The sequence below is a fragment of the Acinetobacter lwoffii genome (assembly GCF_049367455.1).
Taxonomy (GTDB): Bacteria; Pseudomonadota; Gammaproteobacteria; order Pseudomonadales; family Moraxellaceae; genus Acinetobacter; species Acinetobacter lwoffii_W.
In genome coordinates this window covers 2,943,940-2,964,292 of sequence record NZ_JBMPXW010000001.1, presented here as the reverse complement: position 1 = coordinate 2,964,292, position 20,353 = coordinate 2,943,940, and the positions used below count along the sequence as shown (strand labels likewise).

Sequence of the window (20,353 nt, the reverse complement as noted above, 5' to 3'; positions counted from 1 at the left end):
TTTTTAACAGGCTCATGGTTCGACGCAAGGAGGCACATCACCAATGAATACCCTGTTTCAGACATTAAAAAATGATTGGTCAATTTCAGCAACTGTTGCAGGATTTTTAGCAGTGCTGATTTCCTATTCAGGGCCACTGATCATTTTTTTCCAGGCGGCGCAGCAAGCCCAGGTTTCCCCGGACATGATGATTTCATGGATTTGGGGAATTTCTATTGGTGCTGCACTCGCAGGTATCTTTTTATCGATTAAATACAAAATACCTGTCGTCACCGCCTGGTCTGCACCCGGAACGGCTTTATTAGTCACGCTGTTTCCTGATATTTCGCTCAATGAAGCGGTTGCCGCCTATATCACCTCTGCCGTGGTGATTTTTTTCATTGGGATCACCGGTTATTTCGACAAATTGCTGTCCTGGATTCCTCAGGAAGTCGCTGCCGGAATGATGGCGGGGATTTTACTGCAGTTTGGTTTAGGGTTGTTTACCGCGACCGATACCATGCCCTATATCGTCTTTGGCATGCTGGCGGTATTTTTGCTGGCCAAGCGTTTTAGTCCACGCTATGCCATGGTCTGGGTGCTGATTGCCGGTGTGGTTTTAAGCATGCTGCTGGGCAAGATTAACCCGGTCACGGCAGATTTCAGTCTGGCGATTCCGCAATTTATTGCACCGGAATGGACCTGGAGTTCAACCCTGAATCTGGCCCTCCCGCTCATTCTGGTCAGCCTATCGGGCCAGTTTTTACCGGGAATGGCGATTATCAAACTCAGTGGTTATGACATGCCAGCCAAGCCGATTATCAGTGCAACCAGTATTGCCTCGCTTGCAGTGGCCTGTGTGGGGGGTATCACGATTGTCTTGGCCTCAATTACAGCTGCTTTGTGTTTAGGCAAAGACGCGCACGAGCTGAAAGAAAAGCGTTATATCGCCGGCGTGGCGAATGGGCTTTTTTATATTTTAGGCGGCTTATTTGCCGGCAGCATTGTCATGCTTTTTAGCCTAATGCCCAAAGAATTAATTGCGGCTTTGGCAGGACTGGCATTGCTCGGTGCGATTGCCACCAACATTTCCGTGGCCATGGGCAAAGAGTCACAACGTGATGCAGCGCTTATCACCTTTTTAGCGACTGCTTCCGGCATGCATTTCTTGGGACTGAGTTCAGTCTTTTGGGGAATTTGCATTGGCCTGGTAGCACATTTTCTGCTGTCACAGAAAAACCGTAACGCAGTTCCGGTTACAGCATCAGATTCAAAACGAGTTTAAAGACATCCATCAGTTTAGGATATGTAAGGACCAGATTATGATAGATAAAAGTTCATTATCATTGAAAGAAGCACTCTCCCAGATCAAGGACGGTTCTACCATTATGATCGGTGGTTTCGGTACAGCGGGTCAGCCTGCTGAACTGATTGATGGTCTGATCGAATTGGGTATTAAAGACCTGATTATTGTCAACAACAATGCCGGTAATGGCGATTATGGTCTGGCAAAACTGCTTAAAGCGGGCGCTGTGCGTAAAATCATTTGCTCTTTCCCGCGCCAGTCTGATTCCTGGGTCTTTGACGAACTTTATCGTGCTGGAAAAATTGAGCTGGAACTGGTGCCGCAAGGTAATCTGGCTTGCCGTATTCAGGCAGCAGGTATGGGCTTAGGTCCAATCTATACCCCAACCGGTTTTGGTACCTTGCTGGCTGAAGGCAAACCAACCTTGAACTATGAAGGCAAAGATTTTGTCCTGGAAAATCCGATTAAAGCTGACTTTGCTTTAATTAAAGCCTCTAAAGGCGATCGTTGGGGCAATCTGGTCTACCGTAAATCTGCGCGTAACTTTGGTCCGATCATGGCGATGGCGGCTGATGTGACGATTGCTCAAGTTTCTGAAGTGGTTGAACTGGGTGCACTGGATCCGGAACACATCATCACCCCGGGAATTTTTGTTCAACACGTTGTTCAAGTTAAACCTGCACAATAATTGGCATCGGAGATAAATAATGAGCTATAGCAAACTGACCCGTGACCAGATCGCTGAACGTGTGGCACAAGACATTCCTGATGGTGCCTATGTAAACCTCGGTATTGGTTTACCGACCAAGATTTCAAGCTACCTGCCAAGCGATAAAGACGTATTCCTGCATTCTGAAAATGGCCTGTTGGCTTTCGGTCCTCCTCCTGCTGAAGAAGACCGCGATCCTGAGCTGATCAATGCCGGTAAAGAATTCGTCACCCTACTTGAAGGCGGTTCATTCTTCCATCATGGTGATTCATTTGCCATGATGCGTGGCGGTCACTTAGATATCGCAGTATTGGGTGCTTTCCAGGTAGCTGAAAATGGCGATCTGGCTAACTGGCATACTGGTGCTCCAGATGCAATTCCAGCAGTCGGCGGTGCAATGGATCTGGCTGTTGGCGCGAAAAAAGTCTTTATTACGACTGATCACGTGACCAAAAAAGGCGAGCCAAAGATTGTGGCTGAATTATCTTATCCGGCTACTGGCCTGAAATGTGTCGACCGTATTTATACCGACCTTTGCGTGATTGATGTCACCCCTGAAGGGATGAAAGTGATTGAGAAAGTTGAAGGTCTGTCATTTGAAGAATTGCAGTCAATGACCGGTGCCAAACTGATTGATGCGACTCAATCAAATTAAGGGGAAGTCCCTCCTTTATTAAAGGAGGGACTTAGGGAGGATTTGAGGAATAAAACTACTTCATTAAATCCCTCCCAACCTCCCTTTAAAAAGGGAGGAGTTTTCTTCTTTTAAATATGTGAGCAAATACACAATGAAAAACGCATATATTATCGATGCCATCCGTACCCCATTCGGTCGTTATGCCGGTGGCCTCGCGCCTGTCCGTGCTGATGACTTAGGTGCGCTGCCAATTAAAGCGTTGATGGAACGCAATCCAAGTGTGAACTGGGAACAGGTCGATGACGTGATCTATGGCTGTGCCAATCAGGCCGGTGAAGACAACCGTAACGTCGGTCGTATGTCTTCTCTGCTTGCAGGTTTGCCTTATCAGGTACCAGCGACGACCGTAAATCGCCTATGTGGTTCATCAATGGATGCCGTGGCGATGGCAGCACGTGCAATTAAAGCCGGTGAAGCTCATCTGATTATTGCCGGTGGTGTAGAAAGCATGTCGCGCGCGCCATTTGTCATGGGCAAGTCAGAAACGGCGTATGGCCGTAGCCAGAAGATTGAAGACACCACCATGGGCTGGCGTTTTATCAATCCGAAACTGAAAGAAATGTACGGCGTAGAAACCATGCCGCAAACGGCTGAAAATCTGGCGGAACAGTTCAACATCAACCGTGAAGACCAGGACAAGTTTGCCCTGACCAGCCAGCAACGTACTGCAGCAGCGCAGGCCAAAGGTTTCTATAAAAATGAAATCATTCCTGTGGTGATCCCACAGCGTAAAGGCGATCCGATCGTTGTCGATACTGATGAACATCCGCGTGCTTCAACCACAGCAGAAGCTCTGGCAAAACTGAAACCCGTGGTCAAAGCAGATGGTACGGTTACAGCGGGTAATGCTTCTGGTATTAACGATGGTGCGGCTGCCCTATTAATCGCATCTGATGAAGCGGTTGCTCAACACGGTTTAAAACCGCGTGCCAAAATTATTGGCTCAACGGTTGTGGGTGTTGAACCACGTATCATGGGCTTTGGTCCTGCACCTGCCATTAAGAAATTACTGGCGCAAACAGGTCTGACTTTAGAGCAGATGGATGTGATCGAGCTGAATGAAGCTTTTGCAGCACAAGCTTTGGCTTGTACTCGTGACCTTGGCATTGAAGATGGTTCAGAGAAAGTCAATCCGAATGGTGGTGCAATTGCTTTGGGCCATCCACTTGGTGCATCTGGCGCACGCTTAGTCACAACCGCACTCAACCAGCTGGAACAAACTGGCGGTAAATACGGTCTTTGTTCAATGTGTATTGGTGTCGGTCAAGGCATCGCTTTGATTATTGAACGCGTCTAACAACCTATTAAAAAGATAAACCTCCTCCCTTTTTTAAAGGGAGGTCGGGAGGGATTTCAATGCCAACATTTACATCCAACGATGCACAGATCAATTACCAGACCTTTGGTGATGCCAGCAAACCTGCCCTGGTTTTTTCTAACTCATTGGGCACTAAATTCAGCATGTGGCAACCACAAATTGAATTTTTCCAGCAAGATTATTTTGTTGTGTGTTATGACACTCGTGGTCATGGGGCTTCCTCTGCACCACAAGGTCCGTATAGTCTTGAACAGTTAGGTCAGGATGTGGTCAATCTGCTGGATCATCTGAATATCCAGAAAGCCGCTTTCTGTGGCATTTCTATGGGTGGTTTAACCGGCGAATGGTTAGCGATTAACAAACCTGAACGTTTTAGCCACGTGATTATCTGCAATACTGCTGCCAAGATCGGTCAGGAACAGGCCTGGCTGGAACGTGCCGCACTGGTACGTGAACAAGGTCTGGCGCCGATTGCATCGACAGCAGCAGCACGTTGGTTTACCGATCCCTTTATCCAGAGCAACGCAGCGATAATTGCAGAACTTTCAAACGACCTTGGAGCTGGCAGCCCGGAAGGTTATGCAAGTTGTTGCGAAGCTTTGGCTAAGGCGGATTTACGTGAACAGATCAAAACGATTTCAGTGCCGGTACTGATTGTGGCCGGTCAGCAAGACCCGGTGACGACAGTTGCAGATGGTCAAGCCATGCAAGCTGAAATTTCACAAAGCCAGCTGTTTGAAATCAATGCCTCGCACATTTCCAATGTGGAACAACCTGAGGCCTTTAATCAGGCAGTTCAGAAATTTATCGCAGCTTAAACAATAAATGCAAAGAAAAAGCCACTGTTGATCAGTGGCTTTTTTATACTTAGATTTAAAAAATTAGTGCTGCATCAGGCCCAGATTACTAGAATCGCCGCAATCACTACCAAGCCTAGTCCCCAATGCTCCGCACGTGCCAGTTTATCTTTAAAGAAATATGCCGAAATCAGCATACTAAACAGAATCTCAATTTGTCCTAAGGTTTTCACGACCGGCACACTCATCATGCTCATGGCAGTAAACCAGCCGAGTGATGCCATAAAACTGCACACACTCACCTTAAAAGTTAAGCCCAGACGCTGCCACATGGCCACTAAAGTCTGGCGACTGAATAGGCTGAGGTAAAGCAGCATACTCAGGCACTGAAAACTGATCACCATTAACAGCACCCAGGCCGCACGATGCAAGGTGGGTAAAGTGCTTAATTCCAGACTGGCTTCGCGTACCAGAAGCGAGGTAATGGCAAAACTTAATCCACTGCCAATCCCGATCGCCAATGTTCTCGCTGAAAACCCGCTGACCTGTTGGCCTTTACTCAATAAAAATACCGCATATCCGCCCAGCGCCACACCAATCCAGGCCAGGAATGACAAATGATCTGCTTAAAAAGGTCACGCCAATAATGGCTGCAAGAATGGCTTCACTTTTCGCCAGCCCCACCCCAACGGCATAATTTTTTTGCTTGAACAGTTGTACCATCAGCGCCGTAGCTAAAATCTGACTGCAACCCGCAATCACCACATAGACCCAGAACTTGGGCGTGAAGTGAATCACACTTTCAACTGGCTTGAAATAATACAGGCTGCTCAGGTAAAGCGCAGCGAATGGCAAACCGAAAATAAAGCGTGCCAGGGTGACTCCCCACACATCGACCGTGGTGCTGAGCTGTTTTTGAAAGGCGTTGCGCCAAGCCTGCATAAATGCAGCAATTAAAGTGAAAAAAATCCAGCTGAATGCCATCTACTGATCGCTATTACTACAAAAGTGAATTAATTCTATGTCTTAACAAAAGGACTGACTAATTAAAAATAGGATACTCGCCGATAGCGGAAAGTTTGGATTACTTTCTAAATTCACTCACTAATTTGGCAAGTTGCTCCATTCCATCAAAGGTGGTTGGAATCTTGTCATCAGATGAAACTAGCGGTGAAAAGATAATATTTTCAAATTTCTCAAAGCCTGCTGCATTTTTCTTATGCAGTTTTTCTGAATCTTCAGCATAGTTATGGATGAACTGACACAGTGCCATGCGAAGTTCTAGCTGCATCATTTGAGATTGGACTGCTCTTTTGTCTTGTAAAGAAATTTTTAAAAGATATAACGTAATTAAAATTAAAGTAATGAAGGGAATAGAAATAAACCACATACCAGTAGGTAGCTTTCCATCAAAATAGAAAAATGCTCCAATTAATGCACCTAATTCCACAAAAGGTATAGAAAACATTGTTGCTGCAACAAAGCTATAAGTACCTTTTGCATTATCTAACTCTATTTTTTTCTGATCATAAAGCTCTTTAAAACCTTTATTGAGCAAAACGAAATCATAAGTTTGTTTATTTTTTTCAAGACGCTTTTCTAATTCTGATACTTCACTTTTTTTAGATTCAAATGTACTAGTCCAAGCATCAATTTTTTCTATATTTCTGTGATTAGACTCTAAATATTCAATATATTTTGAAAAATGATCAGGTGTTAAAGTTTCAATTATTTTTTGAAAATTTGGATTAGAATAAACTTTACTTAACAGTTTAAATGGCAATTTATCTATAAAAGAAAAAATATAATTTACTTCAGGACTGAATTTATTTGCATTATTTTCAATAAAATCAAAAAAGGATTTTTGAAAAGAGTATCTATAATCTTTCCTAAACATTACTTCTTTATAATATGCATAGATTAATAAATTTATATACTCTAGCTTTATTCGATCCGAATATTCAAAATGATGCCCTAATTCCCCATACTCATTATCAAATACCAACTTTAAACTTAAATCATTTCTTTTTTTGATCTCTATACAGTGTTCTTCAAACTCATTTAGCCTTTCATTATCATAAAGATCTATAGGATCTAAATTTTTTAGTAACTCCTTTTCCCACTCATCGATATCTGTCCTTTCTTTAATTTCAGAAATATATTTTTTTAATTGAATGATAACATTGCTAAATGAATTACTAAGAAATGAAAAAGCCATACTAAACCAATTTTTATAATTAAATAATGGTAATTTTCTTATAAATCAAAAACTAAAGCAATATCAATAATCATTAAACTATCTTTGATGGGATATTCATTCACACCTTTTTTACAATTCATCCATATAGAATTTTCAATGAAATTTTTATGATGTTTCTTTATCAGGAAGAAATTTAGGTAGGCATTCTGAACCTTTTTTCGTGTTCATCATCGATAAACATTTTAGGTCGTTCGCTTCCCTACAGGGAGTTTAATGAAACATTTTGAATGTGCCGTCTGCAAGCAACAGCTGTTTTTTTACAAATCAGTTTGTGATCACTGTCTGTCACCGATCGGTTATATCGCTTCGGAAAAAGAGCTATGCGCATTCGAAAAACAGAGTGCTGAGCGATGGGTTCCAATCGCCAAAAACTACCAGCATGCCAGTTATAAACCCTGTCACAATTATGTAAATTATCAGGTATGCAACTGGATGATTCCCAGCGATGAAGATGAGGAATTTTGTGAATCCTGTCAGTTGACCCATGTCATTCCTGATTTGGAAAATTCCGAAAACCTGATTTACTGGTTTCGACTGGAAGAAGCCAAACGTCGATTCCTGTATTTGGCCCAGCGCATGAACATGATGCCACGCCCTAAAAAGTCTGAAGATGATCCATTTGGTCTGCGTTTTGATTTTCTCCTGCCCCAAGAAGATAAGCCTGTTTTAATTGGTCATGCCAATGGGGTCATTACCCTAAATGCAATTGAAGCCGATGTAGTTTATCGGGAAACTACACGTGTAAATATGGGTGAAAACTACCGGACTTTATTAGGTCATTTTCGCCATGAAAGCGGCCATTATTATTTTGCGCTCATGCAACATATGCATCCGGAATTGCTAGATGAATTCCGTCAGTATTTTGGCGATGAGCGGCAAGACTACAGCAAGGCACTTGAACGCCATTATAACGAAGGCGCACCAATCAACTGGCAGGAAAAGTATATCAGTGCTTATGCCACCGCCCATCCCTGGGAAGACTGGGCAGAAACCTGGGCACATTATCTGCATATGATGGAAACACTGGAAACTGCCTACTATGGTGGTATGCGTGTCGAAGGAAATGGCAGCTATCTGGCCAGTATGGATTTTAAAGAATGCCCGATTGGTGGACAGGATTTTGAACACATTCTAGAAAATTGGGTCACCTTGACCTTTAATCTGAATGCCTTAAACCGTTGTATGGGCCTGGAAGATGCCTACCCGTTCAAGCTGAGCGAAGCAGTAAAAGACAAGTTACGATTTATTCACCGGCATGTGCTAGAAAAAGTTTTTAAATAATTTAAAAAGTAATTTTTATAGTAAAAATATAGATGGAATCGGATCAGCAAAGTCTGAAAATGTTGATTTTATTGTGTATTTTAAAAATTAATATGATTTAAAGAATCCCTGCTCCTGGCGAACCAAGAGCAGCAACTTTTGAATGAATCAGTATTGAGTTTGCTACCTGAATATACGATTTAGGATGTGCTTAAATCAGTTCCACAGCAATCGCAGTCGCTTCACCACCACCGATACATAAGGACGCAATCCCTTTCTTGCCGCCAGTACGTTTTAAGGCATGAATCAAGGTCACAATAATACGAGAGCCAGAAGAACCCAATGGATGACCAAGCGCACAAGCACCACCATTAATGTTCACTTTTGCTGGATCAAGTTTAAAGCCATCAATGGCTAACATAGTGACCATGGCGAACGCTTCGTTGATTTCCCAAAGGTCAACCTCCTGAGCATCCCAACCGGTTTTTTTCAGGACTTTTTCAATCGCACCAACAGGTGCAATAGTAAATTCTGACGGATGCTGCGAATGGCTGGCATAGGCCAGAATATTAGCTAGCGGTTTTAAGTTACGCTGTGCAGCAATTTCGCTCGAGGTGATCACCAATGCTGAAGCACCATCTGAAATTGAACTGGCATTTGCCGCAGTAATGGTTCCGTCTTTTTTGAACGCTGGACGCAGAGTTGGAATTTTGTCAGCCTTGGCATTTAAAGGCTGTTCATCCTGTTCCACCACCACATCGCCTTTACGGCTACTGACAGTGACCGGTACGATTTCATCTTTAAAGAAACCTTGCTGCACCGCCGTCACGGCTTTATTTAAGGAACCAATCGCATAGTCATCCTGCTGCTCACGGGTATAACCTTTTTTATCCGCCATTTCCTGAGCAAGAATTCCCATCGACAGGCCTGTTTCCGCATCTTCCAGACCTTCCTGGAACATATGATCAATGACCTTTCCATGCCCCATACGGAATCCGGCACGTGCCTTGTCCATCAAATATGGTGCGTTCGACATCGACTCCATCCCGCCTGCAACCACAATCTCTGCTGAACCGGCCTTGATCGCATCTGCTGCCTGCATCACGGCTTTCATGCCTGAACCACAAATTTTATTGATGGTGGTCGCACCAGTTGAATCCGGTAGACCTGCCTGACGCATGGCCTGACGTGCCGGACCCTGTTTTAAACCGGCTGGCAGTACGCAGCCCATGATCACTTCATCAATATCATTGGCCGCCAATCCTGCACGTGCCACCACTTCTTTAATTGCCACAGCACCCAAATCCGGCGCGGTACAGCTTGACAATGAACCTTGAAAACCGCCCATCGCGGTACGTACTGCATCTACAATTACGATCATTTTAGTTTCATCCTTTTTCATCATTGTTATCAACCCTACATAGCCAAAGCGCTGTAGGGCTGGTCCTTCGCAATCATTGCGGGTTAAGCCTGTGCGGTAAAATAGTCTTCAGGCAACTGCATCACCAGTTCCGCACCGGCTTGAATACGTTGGATTCGTGCACTCAAATCCGGAAGTATTTTGGCCACATAATAGTTGGCCAGTACCAGTTTGTTCTGGAAGTAGCTGTCGTCTTTGGCTGCAGCGGCTTTGCTAATCCGCGCATACATATACACGAAACTTAGTAGCCCAACCGCATGTAAATAATCGACAGCAATCGCGTTGGCAAAATCAGGGTTCAGTTTAGACTGCTCGACGATGAATTTGGTGATATCTTCAAGTTGCTGGAAGGCTTCTAATGTCGCCGTTTTAATCGTCAATGAATCATCTAAATTTTGGGCAAATTCACGGATTTCAGCAATATATTCCGCGATATAAGTCCCATTACATTTGGTGGTTTTACGCCCAATCAGGTCAATCGCCTGCACGCCATTGGTGCCTTCATAAATCTGTGAAATACGCAGGTCACGAATACACTGTTCCATGCCCCATTCACGGATATAGCCATGACCACCGAAGCACATTTGCGCTTCCAGTGCAGAATCCAGTGCCTTGTCGGTCAAATAAGCTTTGGCGATTGGCGTTAACAGCGCCACACGGTCAGTCGCTTTACGCACCGCTTCAGGGTCGGTTGAGTATTTGGTAATATCCAGTTGTTGACCTACATACACCGCAAACGCACGTGAAGCTTCATTGTTAGCACGTACATTGAGCAGCATACGGCGTACATCGCCATGGACTAGAATTGAATCGGCTGGTTTTTCTGGAGATTTTGCACCAGTTGATGCACGGCCCTGTAAACGGTCCGTCGCATATTGTGCCGCATTCTGGTAGGCAAATTCTGCTGCACCAATGCCCTGAATTCCCATAGACAAACGTTCGTAGTTCATCATCACGAACATGCCGGCCAGACCTTCATTTTCATTGCCAACCATATAGCCCTTGGCGCCGTCAAAGTTCATGACGCAGGTCGCCGAGCCTTTAATTCCCATTTTATGTTCGATTGAACCGGCAGATACTGCATTACGCTCACCCAGTGATCCATCTGCATTGACCAGGAATTTCGGCACAATAAATAATGAAATACCACGTGAACCTGCTGGTGCATACGGTGTTTTCGCCAGTACCAGATGAATGATGTTTTCACTCAGATCATGCTCACCGCTGGTAATAAAAATTTTGGTGCCGGTAATATTGTACGAACCATCTTCATTTGGTTCAGCTTTGGTCTTGATAATGCCAAGATCTGTGCCGGAATGTGGTTCAGTCAGACACATGGTGCCTGACCATTCACCCGTATAGAATTTTGGTAAATAAGTTTCTTTCTGTTCCTGTGAGGCGCGGTCATTGATCGCCATACCTGCACCCACAGTGAGTAGTGGATAAAGCATAAAAGATGGGTTGGTGCTCCAGATCATTTCATCCGCCAGAACCGTGAGCATCTTCGGCATGTTTTGTCCGCCCCATTCTTCAGGCGCACCCAAGCCTACCCAGCCACCTTCAGCAAACTGTCTGAAAGCTTCTTTAAAACCTTTGGGTGTTGTCACCACACCATTGTTAAACTGAGCACCACCTTCTTCATCAGCAGGACGATTCAGGTCAAGAATGACATTTTTAGAAAATTTGGCCATCTCTTCCAGAATTGCATTTGCCGTCGCCATATCTAAATGTGCAAGATTTTCATTACCTTGCCAAAATTGTTCCGCTTGGAATACATCATTTAAAATAAATTCCATGTCTTTTAGCGGCGCATTATAAATCGGCATTTTTAAATTCCTTAAAGGGTGATACTCAATCCTGTTGCTAAATATTTTCTAATTTTCATTAGGATCCAGACAGGCCATTTTAAAATCGTGATATCCAATTCTTGCAGTATTAAATCTAAATCTAGATTCATAAATTTGCCTTGTAAATCACGTCTTCATGTTCAGTATGAGTGACTGAATATGCCAGCTTAATATTGATCGTTTTCCTGTGCTAAACCCTGATGAATATGGGCTTAAAACAGTCGAAGGATTTAGCTTCGTGCGCTGAAACAATAAAATAATTATACTGAAAATGGAATTTTATTTAGCAAAGTTGATCTCTAGGGTTCAGTTTTCTTGACAATATTTCTGTCTGCTTAGCATCGCTATTTTTATTTGTCAGCAGTTGCTGCATAAATATACAAAATGAGATAAATATCACGACCTTAGTTTTATAGCCATCGCGTGCAAAATTGCATATTCTTGAAAGGTTCTTTTTCGAAAAGTATGGACCAAGAAGATGACGACTGTAAGACAGCAGAACTTCCTTCTTCGTAAAGAGAAGATCCTGAGCATGGCGGAAAGCCTGCTACTGGATAATAATCAGGACATTACCCTGAGTGAGCTGGCCAGTGAACTGGACATCGCAAAAGGAACCATCTACAAACATTTTAAAAGCAAGAACCAGTTATATTTAGAACTGATTATTCTGAATGAAAAAAGAATTCTAGAAATATCAAAAAAGCATAATAACGATATTAAAAATTATGTTTCACAATATATGCTTTATCACATGCTCAATTCAAACCGAACCATCCTGTTGCATGTCATTGAAGAGCGTTTAACCAATAACGAAAAAAATCTGAAAGAGTTATTTCAGGAGCTTTATCGTATTCGTGAAGAACGGATTATCCGGATTAAAGACATCACCCATGATTATCTGGTGGCTTTAGAAAGTGCCATGTCGATTCGCGATTATTTATCTTATATCTGGACAGTCACCTATGGCGCTTCGCTGTTATTAAATTCGACCCATTACCAAAAAGCAATTGGGTCACGTGAACGTTTAATTAAACTTTATATTAATCAGGCACTCATGACGCCAGATAAAATCTCATCGGTATGATCACTAGAATAAAAAATGCCTGATTCAATCAGGCATTTTTTATTTGGCTGTATGAGTGCATAAGATCACTTTCGCAATCTAACTCGACAATGATCAGGCTGCCACAGGCGGGAAACCATCTTCGGTTAAAGCTGCAACAATCTCAGATTCACTGGCTGTCGATTCAACTTCAACCAGTTTAGTGGCCACATCAATATTCACAGTGGCATTTTCATCCAGATCTTTAATCGTAGCCGTGACACTGCGCGCGCAGCCACCACAAGTTATATTTTCAATACGGAATTTCATGTTTAGCTCCATAGGATCGGTTTAAAAATTGATGTGAATACAGCGCATGTCAGTGCTGTTCAGTTCCGACACCCTGTTCAATCTGTTTTAAAATCTGGCAATCAGACTGTTCATTGCCGGCACACTGCTCAACCGATTGCTGTAAAATTAATAGCATATGCTGCATATCGGCAATTTTCTGTTGTAAAAACTGGATATGTTTTTGTGCCAGCTGTTTGACCTCACTACTTTGGCGTGAGCTGTTCAGCCACAGGCCGAGTAATTCTTTCATTTGCTCTGAAGAAAATCCCAGTTCACGTGCATGCTGGATAAAACTTAAGATTTTAATATCCGCATCACTATAAACCCGATAACCTGTATCACTGCGTTTCGGAGCCGGCAACAAACCAATGTCTTCATAATAACGAATCATTTTCGCAGAGATGCCAGAACGTTTTGCCGCCTGACCAATATTCATCATACTGACTCCTTAAACTGCACCGGTTGATAGGCTTTTAATCTCAAGGCATTGCTGACGACAAACACGGAGGACAACGCCATCGCACCTGCGGCAAACATTGGCGATAACAATATACCCCAAAATGGATAAAGCACACCCGCGGCAATCGGAATTAAGGCAATATTGTAGACAAAGGCCCAAAACAGGTTCTGTTTAATATTGCGCATGGTCGCCTGACTTAAACCAATGCCTGTAGCCACATGCTGTAAATTGCCTGACATCAACACCACATCGGCTGCTTCAATCGCGACATCGGTACCGGTTCCAATCGCCATACCGACATCGGCCTGGGCCAATGCCGGTGCATCATTGATTCCATCCCCAACAAAAGTGAGCACGCCGTATTGCTGCTGGAGTTGTCGTACTGCATTGACTTTTTCATGCGGCAAGACTTCGGCAATCACCTGATCGATTTTCAACTGTTTGGCGATCGCCTGTGCGGTATGCTGGTGATCCCCGGTAATCATCGCCACTTTAAGACCTTGGTCATGCAAGGCCTGAATCGCGCTATAAGTAGTTGGTTTAATCGGATCGGCTACTGCAATAATCGCAGCCAGTTTCTGATTAATCGCTACATATAAAGGACTACGACCCTGATCACCGAGCTTTTGTGCAGTGGCTCTAAACAGATCGACATTTAAGCCCAAGTCCTGCATCAGACGTTCTGCACCGATATGCAGCTGCTGACCAGCAACCTGTGCTTTTACCCCTGCACCAGTGATCGAATCAAAATCCGTCACGTCCATCAGTTCCAGCTCTTGCTCGCGAGCAGCCTGAACAATGGCGTGGGCAATCGGATGTTCTGACTTGGCCTCTACCGAAGCCACCAGCTGTAATACGGTCTGCTGATTAAAATCAGCGGTGACTTCAAAGTCGGTCAGCAATGGTTTTCCTTCAGTCAAGGTTCCAGTTTTATCCAGCGCGACGACTTTGGTTTGCTGCATTAACTGCAATGCTTCGCCCTTACGGAACAACACGCCCAGTTCTGCTGCACGGCCAGTTCCGACCATAATTGAAGTAGGAGTCGCCAGCCCCATCGCACATGGACAGGCAATAATCAGTACGGCGACCGCATTTACCAAGGCGTAGGTCAGATTCGGCTCAGGCCCAAACAGGAACCAGACCATAAAGGTCAAGGCCGCCAGTGCCATAACAGCCGGCACAAACCATAAAGTCACTTTATCGACCACCGCCTGAATTGGCAGTTTTGAGCCTTGCGCCTGTTCTACCATCTGAATAATCTGCGCCAGTACCGAATCTTGGCCGACCGCAGTAGCTTTGATTTGTAGGGTTCCATTCTGGTTTACCGTACCGCCGACAACCTGATCGCCAGCCTGTTTGGCCACAGGCAAAGGTTCACCGCTAATCATCGCTTCATCAATATAACTTTGCCCAGCAACCACTTCACCATCGACGGCGACTTTTTCACCCGGACGGATTTCAATCAGCATGCCTTGTTGTACATCGGCAATTGCCAGATCAACCCAGTGATCATTTTGTTGTACTCGGGCTGTTTTCGGTTGCAAGCCGATCAGATACTGAATCGCTTCTGAGGTTTTCCCTTTGGCTTTGGCTTCCAGATAGCGCCCCAGTAAAATCAGCGCGACAATGACGGCGGCCGCTTCAAAATACACATGCACGGTGGACTGCGGTAACAACTGCGGAAAAAAGGTCGCAATACAGGAAAAGCCATAGGCGGCAATGGTTCCAACGGCCACCAGCGAGTTCATATCCGGTGCCAGACGTAATAATGCAGGAATCCCATGCTGATAAAAACGCCGTCCCGGAATAATCAGTACCAAAGTGGTCAGCACAAACTGCAGATACCAGCTGTTCTGGGTTCCCAGCGTATGTGCAATAAAATGATGAAAAGCCGGAATCAGGTGTGAGCCCATTTCCAGAATAAATACAGGTGCTGTCAGAATGACGGCAAGCCATAAATCTCGTTTCAGTTGTGCCGTTTCATTGGCTTTCTTTTCCTGAAAAGCACCATGGCTATCTGCCGACATATCCGTAGCGGATTTTACTGTGGCCTGATAACCGGCTTTCTCCACGGCAGCAATCAAGGCCGGAATCTGGGAATGTGAGGCTTTCACCCAGGCAGTTTCGGTGGCCAGATTGACCTGTGCTTCGCTGAGACCTTCTACTTTCAATAAAGCTTTTTCAACCCGTGCCACACATGAAGCGCAAGTCATACCTTCAATCGTCAGTTCAATCCGGTTGCTCTGAATATCAAAACCGGCTTTTTGCACTGCCTGAGTTAGTTTAAACAATGGCACAGAATTGATCGCACTCACATGCGCCCTTTCAGTGGCCAGATTCACTTGTGCATCCAGTACGCCTTCCACTTTTTTTAGGGCTTTTTCTACGCGAGCCACACAGGATGCACAGGTCATGCCTTCAATCGTCAGTTCAATCCGGTTGCTCTGAATATCAAAACCGGCTTTTTGCACTGCCTGAGTTAGTTTAAACAATGGCACAGAATTGATCGCACTCACATGCGCCCTTTCAGTGGCCAGATTCACTTGTGCATCCAGTACGCCTTCCACTTTTTTTAGGGCTTTTTCTACGCGAGCCACACAGGATGCACAGGTCATGCCTTCAATATTTAAATCAAACTGTTGCGTCGGTACATCAAAACCGGATTTTTCAATTGCTTGAACCAGCGCAGCGGCAGCAATTGGCTGCTGGCTTTTAATAAAAGCTTTTTCAGTCGATAGATTGACAGATGCCTCGACCACGCCTTCAATTTTTTTCAAGGCTTTTTCTACCCGAGCTACACAGGAGGCGCAGGTCATACCGCCAATCTGCACCTGCTGTTCATATAACCGGTTGCTGTCTTGTTCTGCCATGCCCATCTCCACACCTCAACTCATTGTTGATGTTATAGCTTAAACATTCCCATCATGGTAAGGTCAAGTCCTTCATCTGACTATTTTAAAAATAATGCAGCGTCCTGCTGCGATTTAAAAATGCAGCGTCCTGCTGCGATTTAAAATCACCCAATAAAAAGCCCGAAGATGACTTCAGGCTTGTATGGCAGTATTTAAAATATAAAATGCATCAATGTTATTCGGCAGAAATATCTTCAAACAAGATCGAAGACAGGTAACGTTCACCACCGTCTGGCAAAATCACCACAATATTTTTACCGGCATTTTCAGGGCGAGCCGCCAATTGTGCCGCTGCTGCCATAGCCGCGCCACTTGAAATGCCGACCAGGATACCTTCCTGAGCTGCCGTTTTACGTGCCCACTCGACTGCATCTGTGCTATTAATGGCAATCACTTCATCAACGAGGTCTAGGTCCAGATTGCCCGGAATGAAGTTGGCACCAATCCCCTGAATTTTGTGTGGTCCAGGTGTAATGTCTTCACCGCGTTTGGCCTGACCAATAATCGCAGACTCAGCGGGTTCCACCGCCACTGAATATAAAGGCTTATTTTTTACTTTTTCAAAGTAACGTGAAATACCGGTAATAGTTCCACCCGTTCCGACACCTGCGACCAGAATATCGACATTGCCCGCAGTCGCTTCCCAGATTTCTGGGCCCGTGGTTTCTTCATGAATTTTAGGGTTGGCCGGATTTTCAAACTGTTGTGGCAGGTAGTACAGTTCAGGATTTTCATTGACTAGACGTTGTGCTTCTTCAATCGCGCCCTTCATGCCTTTGGCCGGATCAGTCAATATCAGATTGGCACCCAATGCTTTCACCACCTTACGGCGTTCAATACTCATGCTTGAAGGCATGGTCAAAGTAATGTCATAACCTTTGGCTGCCGCAACAAAGGCCAATGCAATACCGGTATTGCCGCTGGTTGGCTCGACAATATGCATACCGGATTTGAGCTTGCCAGATTTTTCAGCATCATTAATCAACGCGGCACCAATACGACACTTGACTGAGAATGCCGGATTACGGCTTTCAATTTTCGCAAGTACCGTGGCCGGAGCGGAAATCACACGATTAATACGAACAAGCGGTGTATTTCCAATCGCGTCTGCATTATTACTATAAACCGCTATACCTAAATTACTCGGTGTTGGAAAAGCTGAATCTGTACTCATGATGATATCCCTGATGTTATTGGTTCAAGTCACATAAACATCATACAAGCATTTTTTTGCTTTGTAGATGTTTGATGAAACTTGCACTTGATTGCACGAATGTGAACTAAAATACTTTCTGCACTATGCAATAAATTTATCTTATCTATCAATATTTAAAATATAATTTTAATTGATAATTCAATTCATTAAAAACCATAAAACTTAACTGTTTTTAGCAAGGTATTACGGGCTAAGACCCGTATAATTAACGGGCTGTAACTTTATAATGGACATATTGAATGAAAACCGATTTTGAAATCACGACTATGCGCGATTCAGCAGAACAGGTCGTTGGCATTTTAAAATCTCTGGCCAATACCGACCGTCTTCTCATTTTATGTCATCTGTCTCAAGCGGAACTGAATGTTTCAGAAATTGAGGAAATAACTGAGATTAAACAGCCGACACTTTCCCAGCAGCTCATGATGCTGCGTAAAAGCGATGTAGTAGATACCCGACGCGACGGCAAACAGATTTATTATTCAATTAAAGATCAAAATTTGATTGTGGTCTTAAATACCCTTTATCAATTGTATTGTGGCAATCCAGCTAAATAAAGAATCTTTCTTTTTTCAGTCATCAAGATAAGTTTCTTTAAACTCTTATTGAGGTCGTTCTACACCACTAAGATCACGATCATAGAGTTTTTTAAATGATCTGCGACTGACCCAGATGTTTCATTTTAAACATGATTCATCAAGAATCTAGATCAGCTAAGACTTCTTAGCAGAATTTGTGCATAATATATCTATATTTGTGATTTAGACCTTTTTATGCAAAATTCCAAGTCTAAACTTCTGCATAAACTGCCTGCCTGGGCATGGTTAAGCCACTATACGCCGGTCAAATTTAAGTCCGATGTGCTAGCCGCCCTGATTGTGGTGGCGATGCTGGTGCCTCAAGGGATGGCCTATGCCATGCTAGCAGGATTGCCGCCGATCATGGGCTTATATGCCAGCATCCTGCCGATGATCATTTATGCGCTGCTCGGTGGGAGTTCGACTTTATCGATTGGCCCGGTAGCCATCATTTCCATGATGACTTTTGCTACGCTCAATCCACTTTTTGAAGTCGGCTCACCAGTCTATATTGAAGCTGCGACTTTATTGGCACTGATGGTCGGGATTATTTCCCTGCTTTTGGGATTATTCCGTTTTGGTTTTCTGATCCAGTTGATCAGTCATCCCGTGATTCAAAGCTTTATTATTGCCTCTGCCTTATTGATTGCGTTTGGGCAGTTAAAGTTTTTGGTCGATCTTCCTTTAAAAGCCAATAACCTTCCGGAGTTTGTCAGCAGTTTGCTGCAATATTTCCCGCTGCTGCACGTGCCGAGCCTGATTTTCGGCCTGTTCTCTATCGGTCTGCTGATCTATCTGCCCAAGTTATTAAAATCTCAGGCGGTACAAAGCCGGATCGGCTATACAGATTTTCTGGTACGTGCAGTGCCGCTGATTCTGGTGTGTCTGGGGATTGCGGCGATTGTCTTTCTGGATTTAAAGCTTCAGGGTATTAAAACGGTCGGTGCAATTCCGTCCGGTTTTCCACCCTTGTCTTTTCCACACTGGAACTGGGAATTGGTGATGACCTTGTTACCGGGTGCCAGCATGATCGCCATGATCAGTTTTGTGGAGTCACTATCGATTGCTCAAGCCACGGCCTTACAGCAACGCAGTCATTTAAACAGTAATCAGGAACTGATCGCGCTCGGTCTGGCCAATATCAGTGCAGGCGTGAGTTCAGCTTTTCCTGTGACCGGCAGCCTGTCGCGGACGGTGGTGAATGCCGATGCCGGTGCCAAATCACCTATGGCCGGTGTTTTATCCTCGATTCTGATTATTTTCGTGAGCCTGTTCTTTACCGGATTTTTTGAAGATCTGCCGCTGACCATTCTGGCCGCGACGATTATTGTTTCCATCTGGAAGCTGGTTAATTTTCAGCCATTTTTTGATGCCTGGCGCTATTCCAAGGCAGATGGCCTTGCCATGTGGATTACCTTTCTGGGCGTGGTTCTTATTGATATTTCGACCGGTTTGATCATTGGGATCGTATCGACATTTGTGCTGATGTTATGGCGAATCAGCCGACCGCATATTGCGGTTGTCGGTCTAGTGGAAGGAACCCAGCATTTTCGCAATATTCAGCGGCATCAGGTCAGTACCTCAAACCGGGTGCTGTCACTGCGGATTGATGAGAATCTGACATTTCTGAATGCCAATAGCTTTAAAGGTTATCTGATCAATGCGATCAGCCTGAATGACCAGCTGCAACATGTGATTATTAACTGTTCCAGCATCAGTGCGATTGATCTGAGTGCTCTGGAAATGCTGGAAGATTTAAATGCAGAATTGGCCAAACTGGATATTCGCCTGCATTTTGCCGAAGTCAAAGGTCCGGTCATGGACAAGCTGCAAGCTTCTAAATTGATGACGCATCTGAGCGGGCGCATTTATCTGACCCATTTTCAGGCGATTCAGGACCTGGCACCAGAGATCTTTGAACAGCATAAAGATTATACGATTTAAAACAGCAGATACTGGAACTTATGGCCGGAGATTCCAGCTGGTCATAAGTGCAGTTTTTTCTGAATTTTCAAATATAATTTGAATTTATCTATTTAACTTTAATATTTATTTCATGAATACAATTTTAAAAGCGCTGATTTATTCATCATTTTAGGAAGTTTTTCTTCAATATAAGCGCTGTTTTAAAGCAATTAGTTTTAGAATAAATCAACAATATCAATATCTTGGTTTTTATATAAAAATATATTTTAAGCCTT

Annotated in this window: 16 protein-coding genes and 2 pseudogenes; 9 read left to right on the top strand and 9 right to left on the bottom strand. The window is 44.0% G+C overall.

All coding sequences use genetic code 11. The features are described from left to right. Positions 1–43: 43 nt before the first annotated feature. From benE to pcaD, 5 genes are all read left to right on the top strand, one after another. Positions 44–1,264, top strand: a complete 1,221-nt coding sequence (benE, locus tag ACO1B7_RS14250; protein WP_004731109.1) for a benzoate/H(+) symporter BenE — start codon at positions 44–46, stop codon at positions 1,262–1,264. A 37-nt stretch (positions 1,265–1,301) separates the two neighbouring features. Further along, entirely contained in the window at positions 1,302–1,973 is a 672-nt protein-coding gene (locus ACO1B7_RS14245) for a 3-oxoacid CoA-transferase subunit A (protein WP_004647044.1), read from the top strand. Positions 1,974–1,992: 19 nt separating this feature from the next. Next, positions 1,993–2,649, top strand: coding sequence for a 3-oxoacid CoA-transferase subunit B (locus ACO1B7_RS14240; RefSeq protein WP_005246228.1), 657 nt, complete (start codon positions 1,993–1,995; stop codon positions 2,647–2,649). A gap of 133 nt (positions 2,650–2,782) precedes the next feature. After that, the gene (pcaF, locus tag ACO1B7_RS14235) at positions 2,783–3,988 is read left to right on the top strand and encodes a 3-oxoadipyl-CoA thiolase (protein ID WP_253173425.1); all 1,206 of its coding nucleotides are present in this window, start codon (positions 2,783–2,785) and stop codon (positions 3,986–3,988) included. A 59-nt stretch (positions 3,989–4,047) separates the two neighbouring features. Beyond that, entirely contained in the window at positions 4,048–4,827 is a 780-nt protein-coding gene (gene pcaD / locus ACO1B7_RS14230) for a 3-oxoadipate enol-lactonase (RefSeq protein WP_253173426.1), read from the top strand. 74 nt (positions 4,828–4,901) lie between these two features. Here the strand turns inward: pcaD and ACO1B7_RS14225 are convergent. Together ACO1B7_RS14225 and ACO1B7_RS14220 are read right to left on the bottom strand one after the other, a co-directional pair. Next, a pseudogene (locus ACO1B7_RS14225) lies at positions 4,902–5,790 on the bottom strand (EamA family transporter). 100 nt (positions 5,791–5,890) lie between these two features. After that, positions 5,891–7,024 (bottom strand): hypothetical protein, encoded by a 1,134-nt coding sequence (locus ACO1B7_RS14220; protein WP_253148406.1) that lies wholly within the window; start codon positions 7,022–7,024, stop codon positions 5,891–5,893. Between the two features lie 255 nt (positions 7,025–7,279). Here ACO1B7_RS14220 and ACO1B7_RS14215 point away from each other — a divergent pair, with 255 nt between their 5' ends. Continuing rightward, the gene (locus tag ACO1B7_RS14215) at positions 7,280–8,347 is read left to right on the top strand and encodes a zinc-binding metallopeptidase family protein (protein WP_004731123.1); all 1,068 of its coding nucleotides are present in this window, start codon (positions 7,280–7,282) and stop codon (positions 8,345–8,347) included. A 190-nt stretch (positions 8,348–8,537) separates the two neighbouring features. Here ACO1B7_RS14215 and ACO1B7_RS14210 read toward each other — a convergent pair whose 3' ends face one another. Next, positions 8,538–9,707: a thiolase family protein gene (locus tag ACO1B7_RS14210; RefSeq protein WP_423090275.1), complete on the bottom strand. Its 1,170-nt coding sequence runs from the start codon at positions 9,705–9,707 to the stop codon at positions 8,538–8,540. 83 nt (positions 9,708–9,790) lie between these two features. Then, a complete protein-coding gene (locus ACO1B7_RS14205; protein ID WP_253148405.1) occupies positions 9,791–11,572 on the bottom strand; it encodes an acyl-CoA dehydrogenase C-terminal domain-containing protein in 1,782 nt (593 codons plus the stop codon). Between the two features lie 499 nt (positions 11,573–12,071). On the opposite strand from ACO1B7_RS14205, the gene ACO1B7_RS14200 reads away from it, so the two are divergent. Further along, on the top strand, positions 12,072–12,677 hold the full coding sequence (locus tag ACO1B7_RS14200; protein WP_195726010.1) for a TetR/AcrR family transcriptional regulator: 606 nt from the start codon (positions 12,072–12,074) through the stop codon (positions 12,675–12,677). A 93-nt stretch (positions 12,678–12,770) separates the two neighbouring features. Here the strand turns inward: ACO1B7_RS14200 and ACO1B7_RS14195 are convergent, their stop codons facing one another. The 5 genes and pseudogenes from ACO1B7_RS14195 to cysK all read right to left on the bottom strand — a co-directional run bounded on the left by ACO1B7_RS14195 (position 12,771) and on the right by cysK (position 17,532). Further along, positions 12,771–12,965 (bottom strand): heavy-metal-associated domain-containing protein, encoded by a 195-nt coding sequence (locus tag ACO1B7_RS14195; protein WP_423090274.1) that lies wholly within the window; start codon positions 12,963–12,965, stop codon positions 12,771–12,773. 49 nt (positions 12,966–13,014) lie between these two features. Beyond that, entirely contained in the window at positions 13,015–13,422 is a 408-nt protein-coding gene (cueR, locus tag ACO1B7_RS14190; RefSeq protein WP_034436442.1) for a Cu(I)-responsive transcriptional regulator, read from the bottom strand. Further along, positions 13,422–15,896, bottom strand: coding sequence for a heavy metal translocating P-type ATPase (locus ACO1B7_RS14185; protein ID WP_423090325.1), 2,475 nt, complete (start codon positions 15,894–15,896; stop codon positions 13,422–13,424). Before ACO1B7_RS14185 ends, cueR begins: the two co-directional genes overlap by 1 nt. Beyond that, positions 15,885–16,316: pseudogene (locus tag ACO1B7_RS14180) on the bottom strand (heavy-metal-associated domain-containing protein); the annotation flags it as partial. The gene ACO1B7_RS14185 and the pseudogene ACO1B7_RS14180, both read right to left, overlap by 12 nt. Before the next feature lie 217 nt (positions 16,317–16,533). Next, a complete protein-coding gene (cysK, locus tag ACO1B7_RS14175) occupies positions 16,534–17,532 on the bottom strand; it encodes a cysteine synthase A (RefSeq protein WP_191112256.1) in 999 nt (332 codons plus the stop codon). Between the two features lie 281 nt (positions 17,533–17,813). On the opposite strand from cysK, the gene ACO1B7_RS14170 reads away from it, so the two are divergent. Both ACO1B7_RS14170 and ACO1B7_RS14165 read left to right on the top strand, forming a co-directional pair. After that, entirely contained in the window at positions 17,814–18,131 is a 318-nt protein-coding gene (locus ACO1B7_RS14170; protein ID WP_004280410.1) for an ArsR/SmtB family transcription factor, read from the top strand. 216 nt (positions 18,132–18,347) lie between these two features. Then, positions 18,348–20,096, top strand: a complete 1,749-nt coding sequence (locus ACO1B7_RS14165) for a SulP family inorganic anion transporter (protein ID WP_191112255.1) — start codon at positions 18,348–18,350, stop codon at positions 20,094–20,096. The last annotated feature ends 257 nt before the right edge of the window (positions 20,097–20,353 follow it).

Coding starts and splice junctions, on each gene's coding strand:
- benE (WP_004731109.1), top strand. CDS start 44: ATGAATACCCTGTTTCAGACATTAAAAAATGATTGGTCAATTTCAGCA.
- ACO1B7_RS14245 (WP_004647044.1), top strand. CDS start 1,302: ATGATAGATAAAAGTTCATTATCATTGAAAGAAGCACTCTCCCAGATC.
- ACO1B7_RS14240 (WP_005246228.1), top strand. CDS start 1,993: ATGAGCTATAGCAAACTGACCCGTGACCAGATCGCTGAACGTGTGGCA.
- pcaF (WP_253173425.1), top strand. CDS start 2,783: ATGAAAAACGCATATATTATCGATGCCATCCGTACCCCATTCGGTCGT.
- pcaD (WP_253173426.1), top strand. CDS start 4,048: ATGCCAACATTTACATCCAACGATGCACAGATCAATTACCAGACCTTT.
- ACO1B7_RS14220 (WP_253148406.1), bottom strand. CDS start 7,024: ATGGCTTTTTCATTTCTTAGTAATTCATTTAGCAATGTTATCATTCAA.
- ACO1B7_RS14215 (WP_004731123.1), top strand. CDS start 7,280: ATGAAACATTTTGAATGTGCCGTCTGCAAGCAACAGCTGTTTTTTTAC.
- ACO1B7_RS14210 (WP_423090275.1), bottom strand. CDS start 9,707: ATGATCGTAATTGTAGATGCAGTACGTACCGCGATGGGCGGTTTTCAA.
- ACO1B7_RS14205 (WP_253148405.1), bottom strand. CDS start 11,572: ATGCCGATTTATAATGCGCCGCTAAAAGACATGGAATTTATTTTAAAT.
- ACO1B7_RS14200 (WP_195726010.1), top strand. CDS start 12,072: ATGACGACTGTAAGACAGCAGAACTTCCTTCTTCGTAAAGAGAAGATC.
- ACO1B7_RS14195 (WP_423090274.1), bottom strand. CDS start 12,965: ATGAAATTCCGTATTGAAAATATAACTTGTGGTGGCTGCGCGCGCAGT.
- cueR (WP_034436442.1), bottom strand. CDS start 13,422: ATGAATATTGGTCAGGCGGCAAAACGTTCTGGCATCTCTGCGAAAATG.
- cysK (WP_191112256.1), bottom strand. CDS start 17,532: ATGAGTACAGATTCAGCTTTTCCAACACCGAGTAATTTAGGTATAGCG.
- ACO1B7_RS14170 (WP_004280410.1), top strand. CDS start 17,814: ATGAAAACCGATTTTGAAATCACGACTATGCGCGATTCAGCAGAACAG.
- ACO1B7_RS14165 (WP_191112255.1), top strand. CDS start 18,348: ATGCAAAATTCCAAGTCTAAACTTCTGCATAAACTGCCTGCCTGGGCA.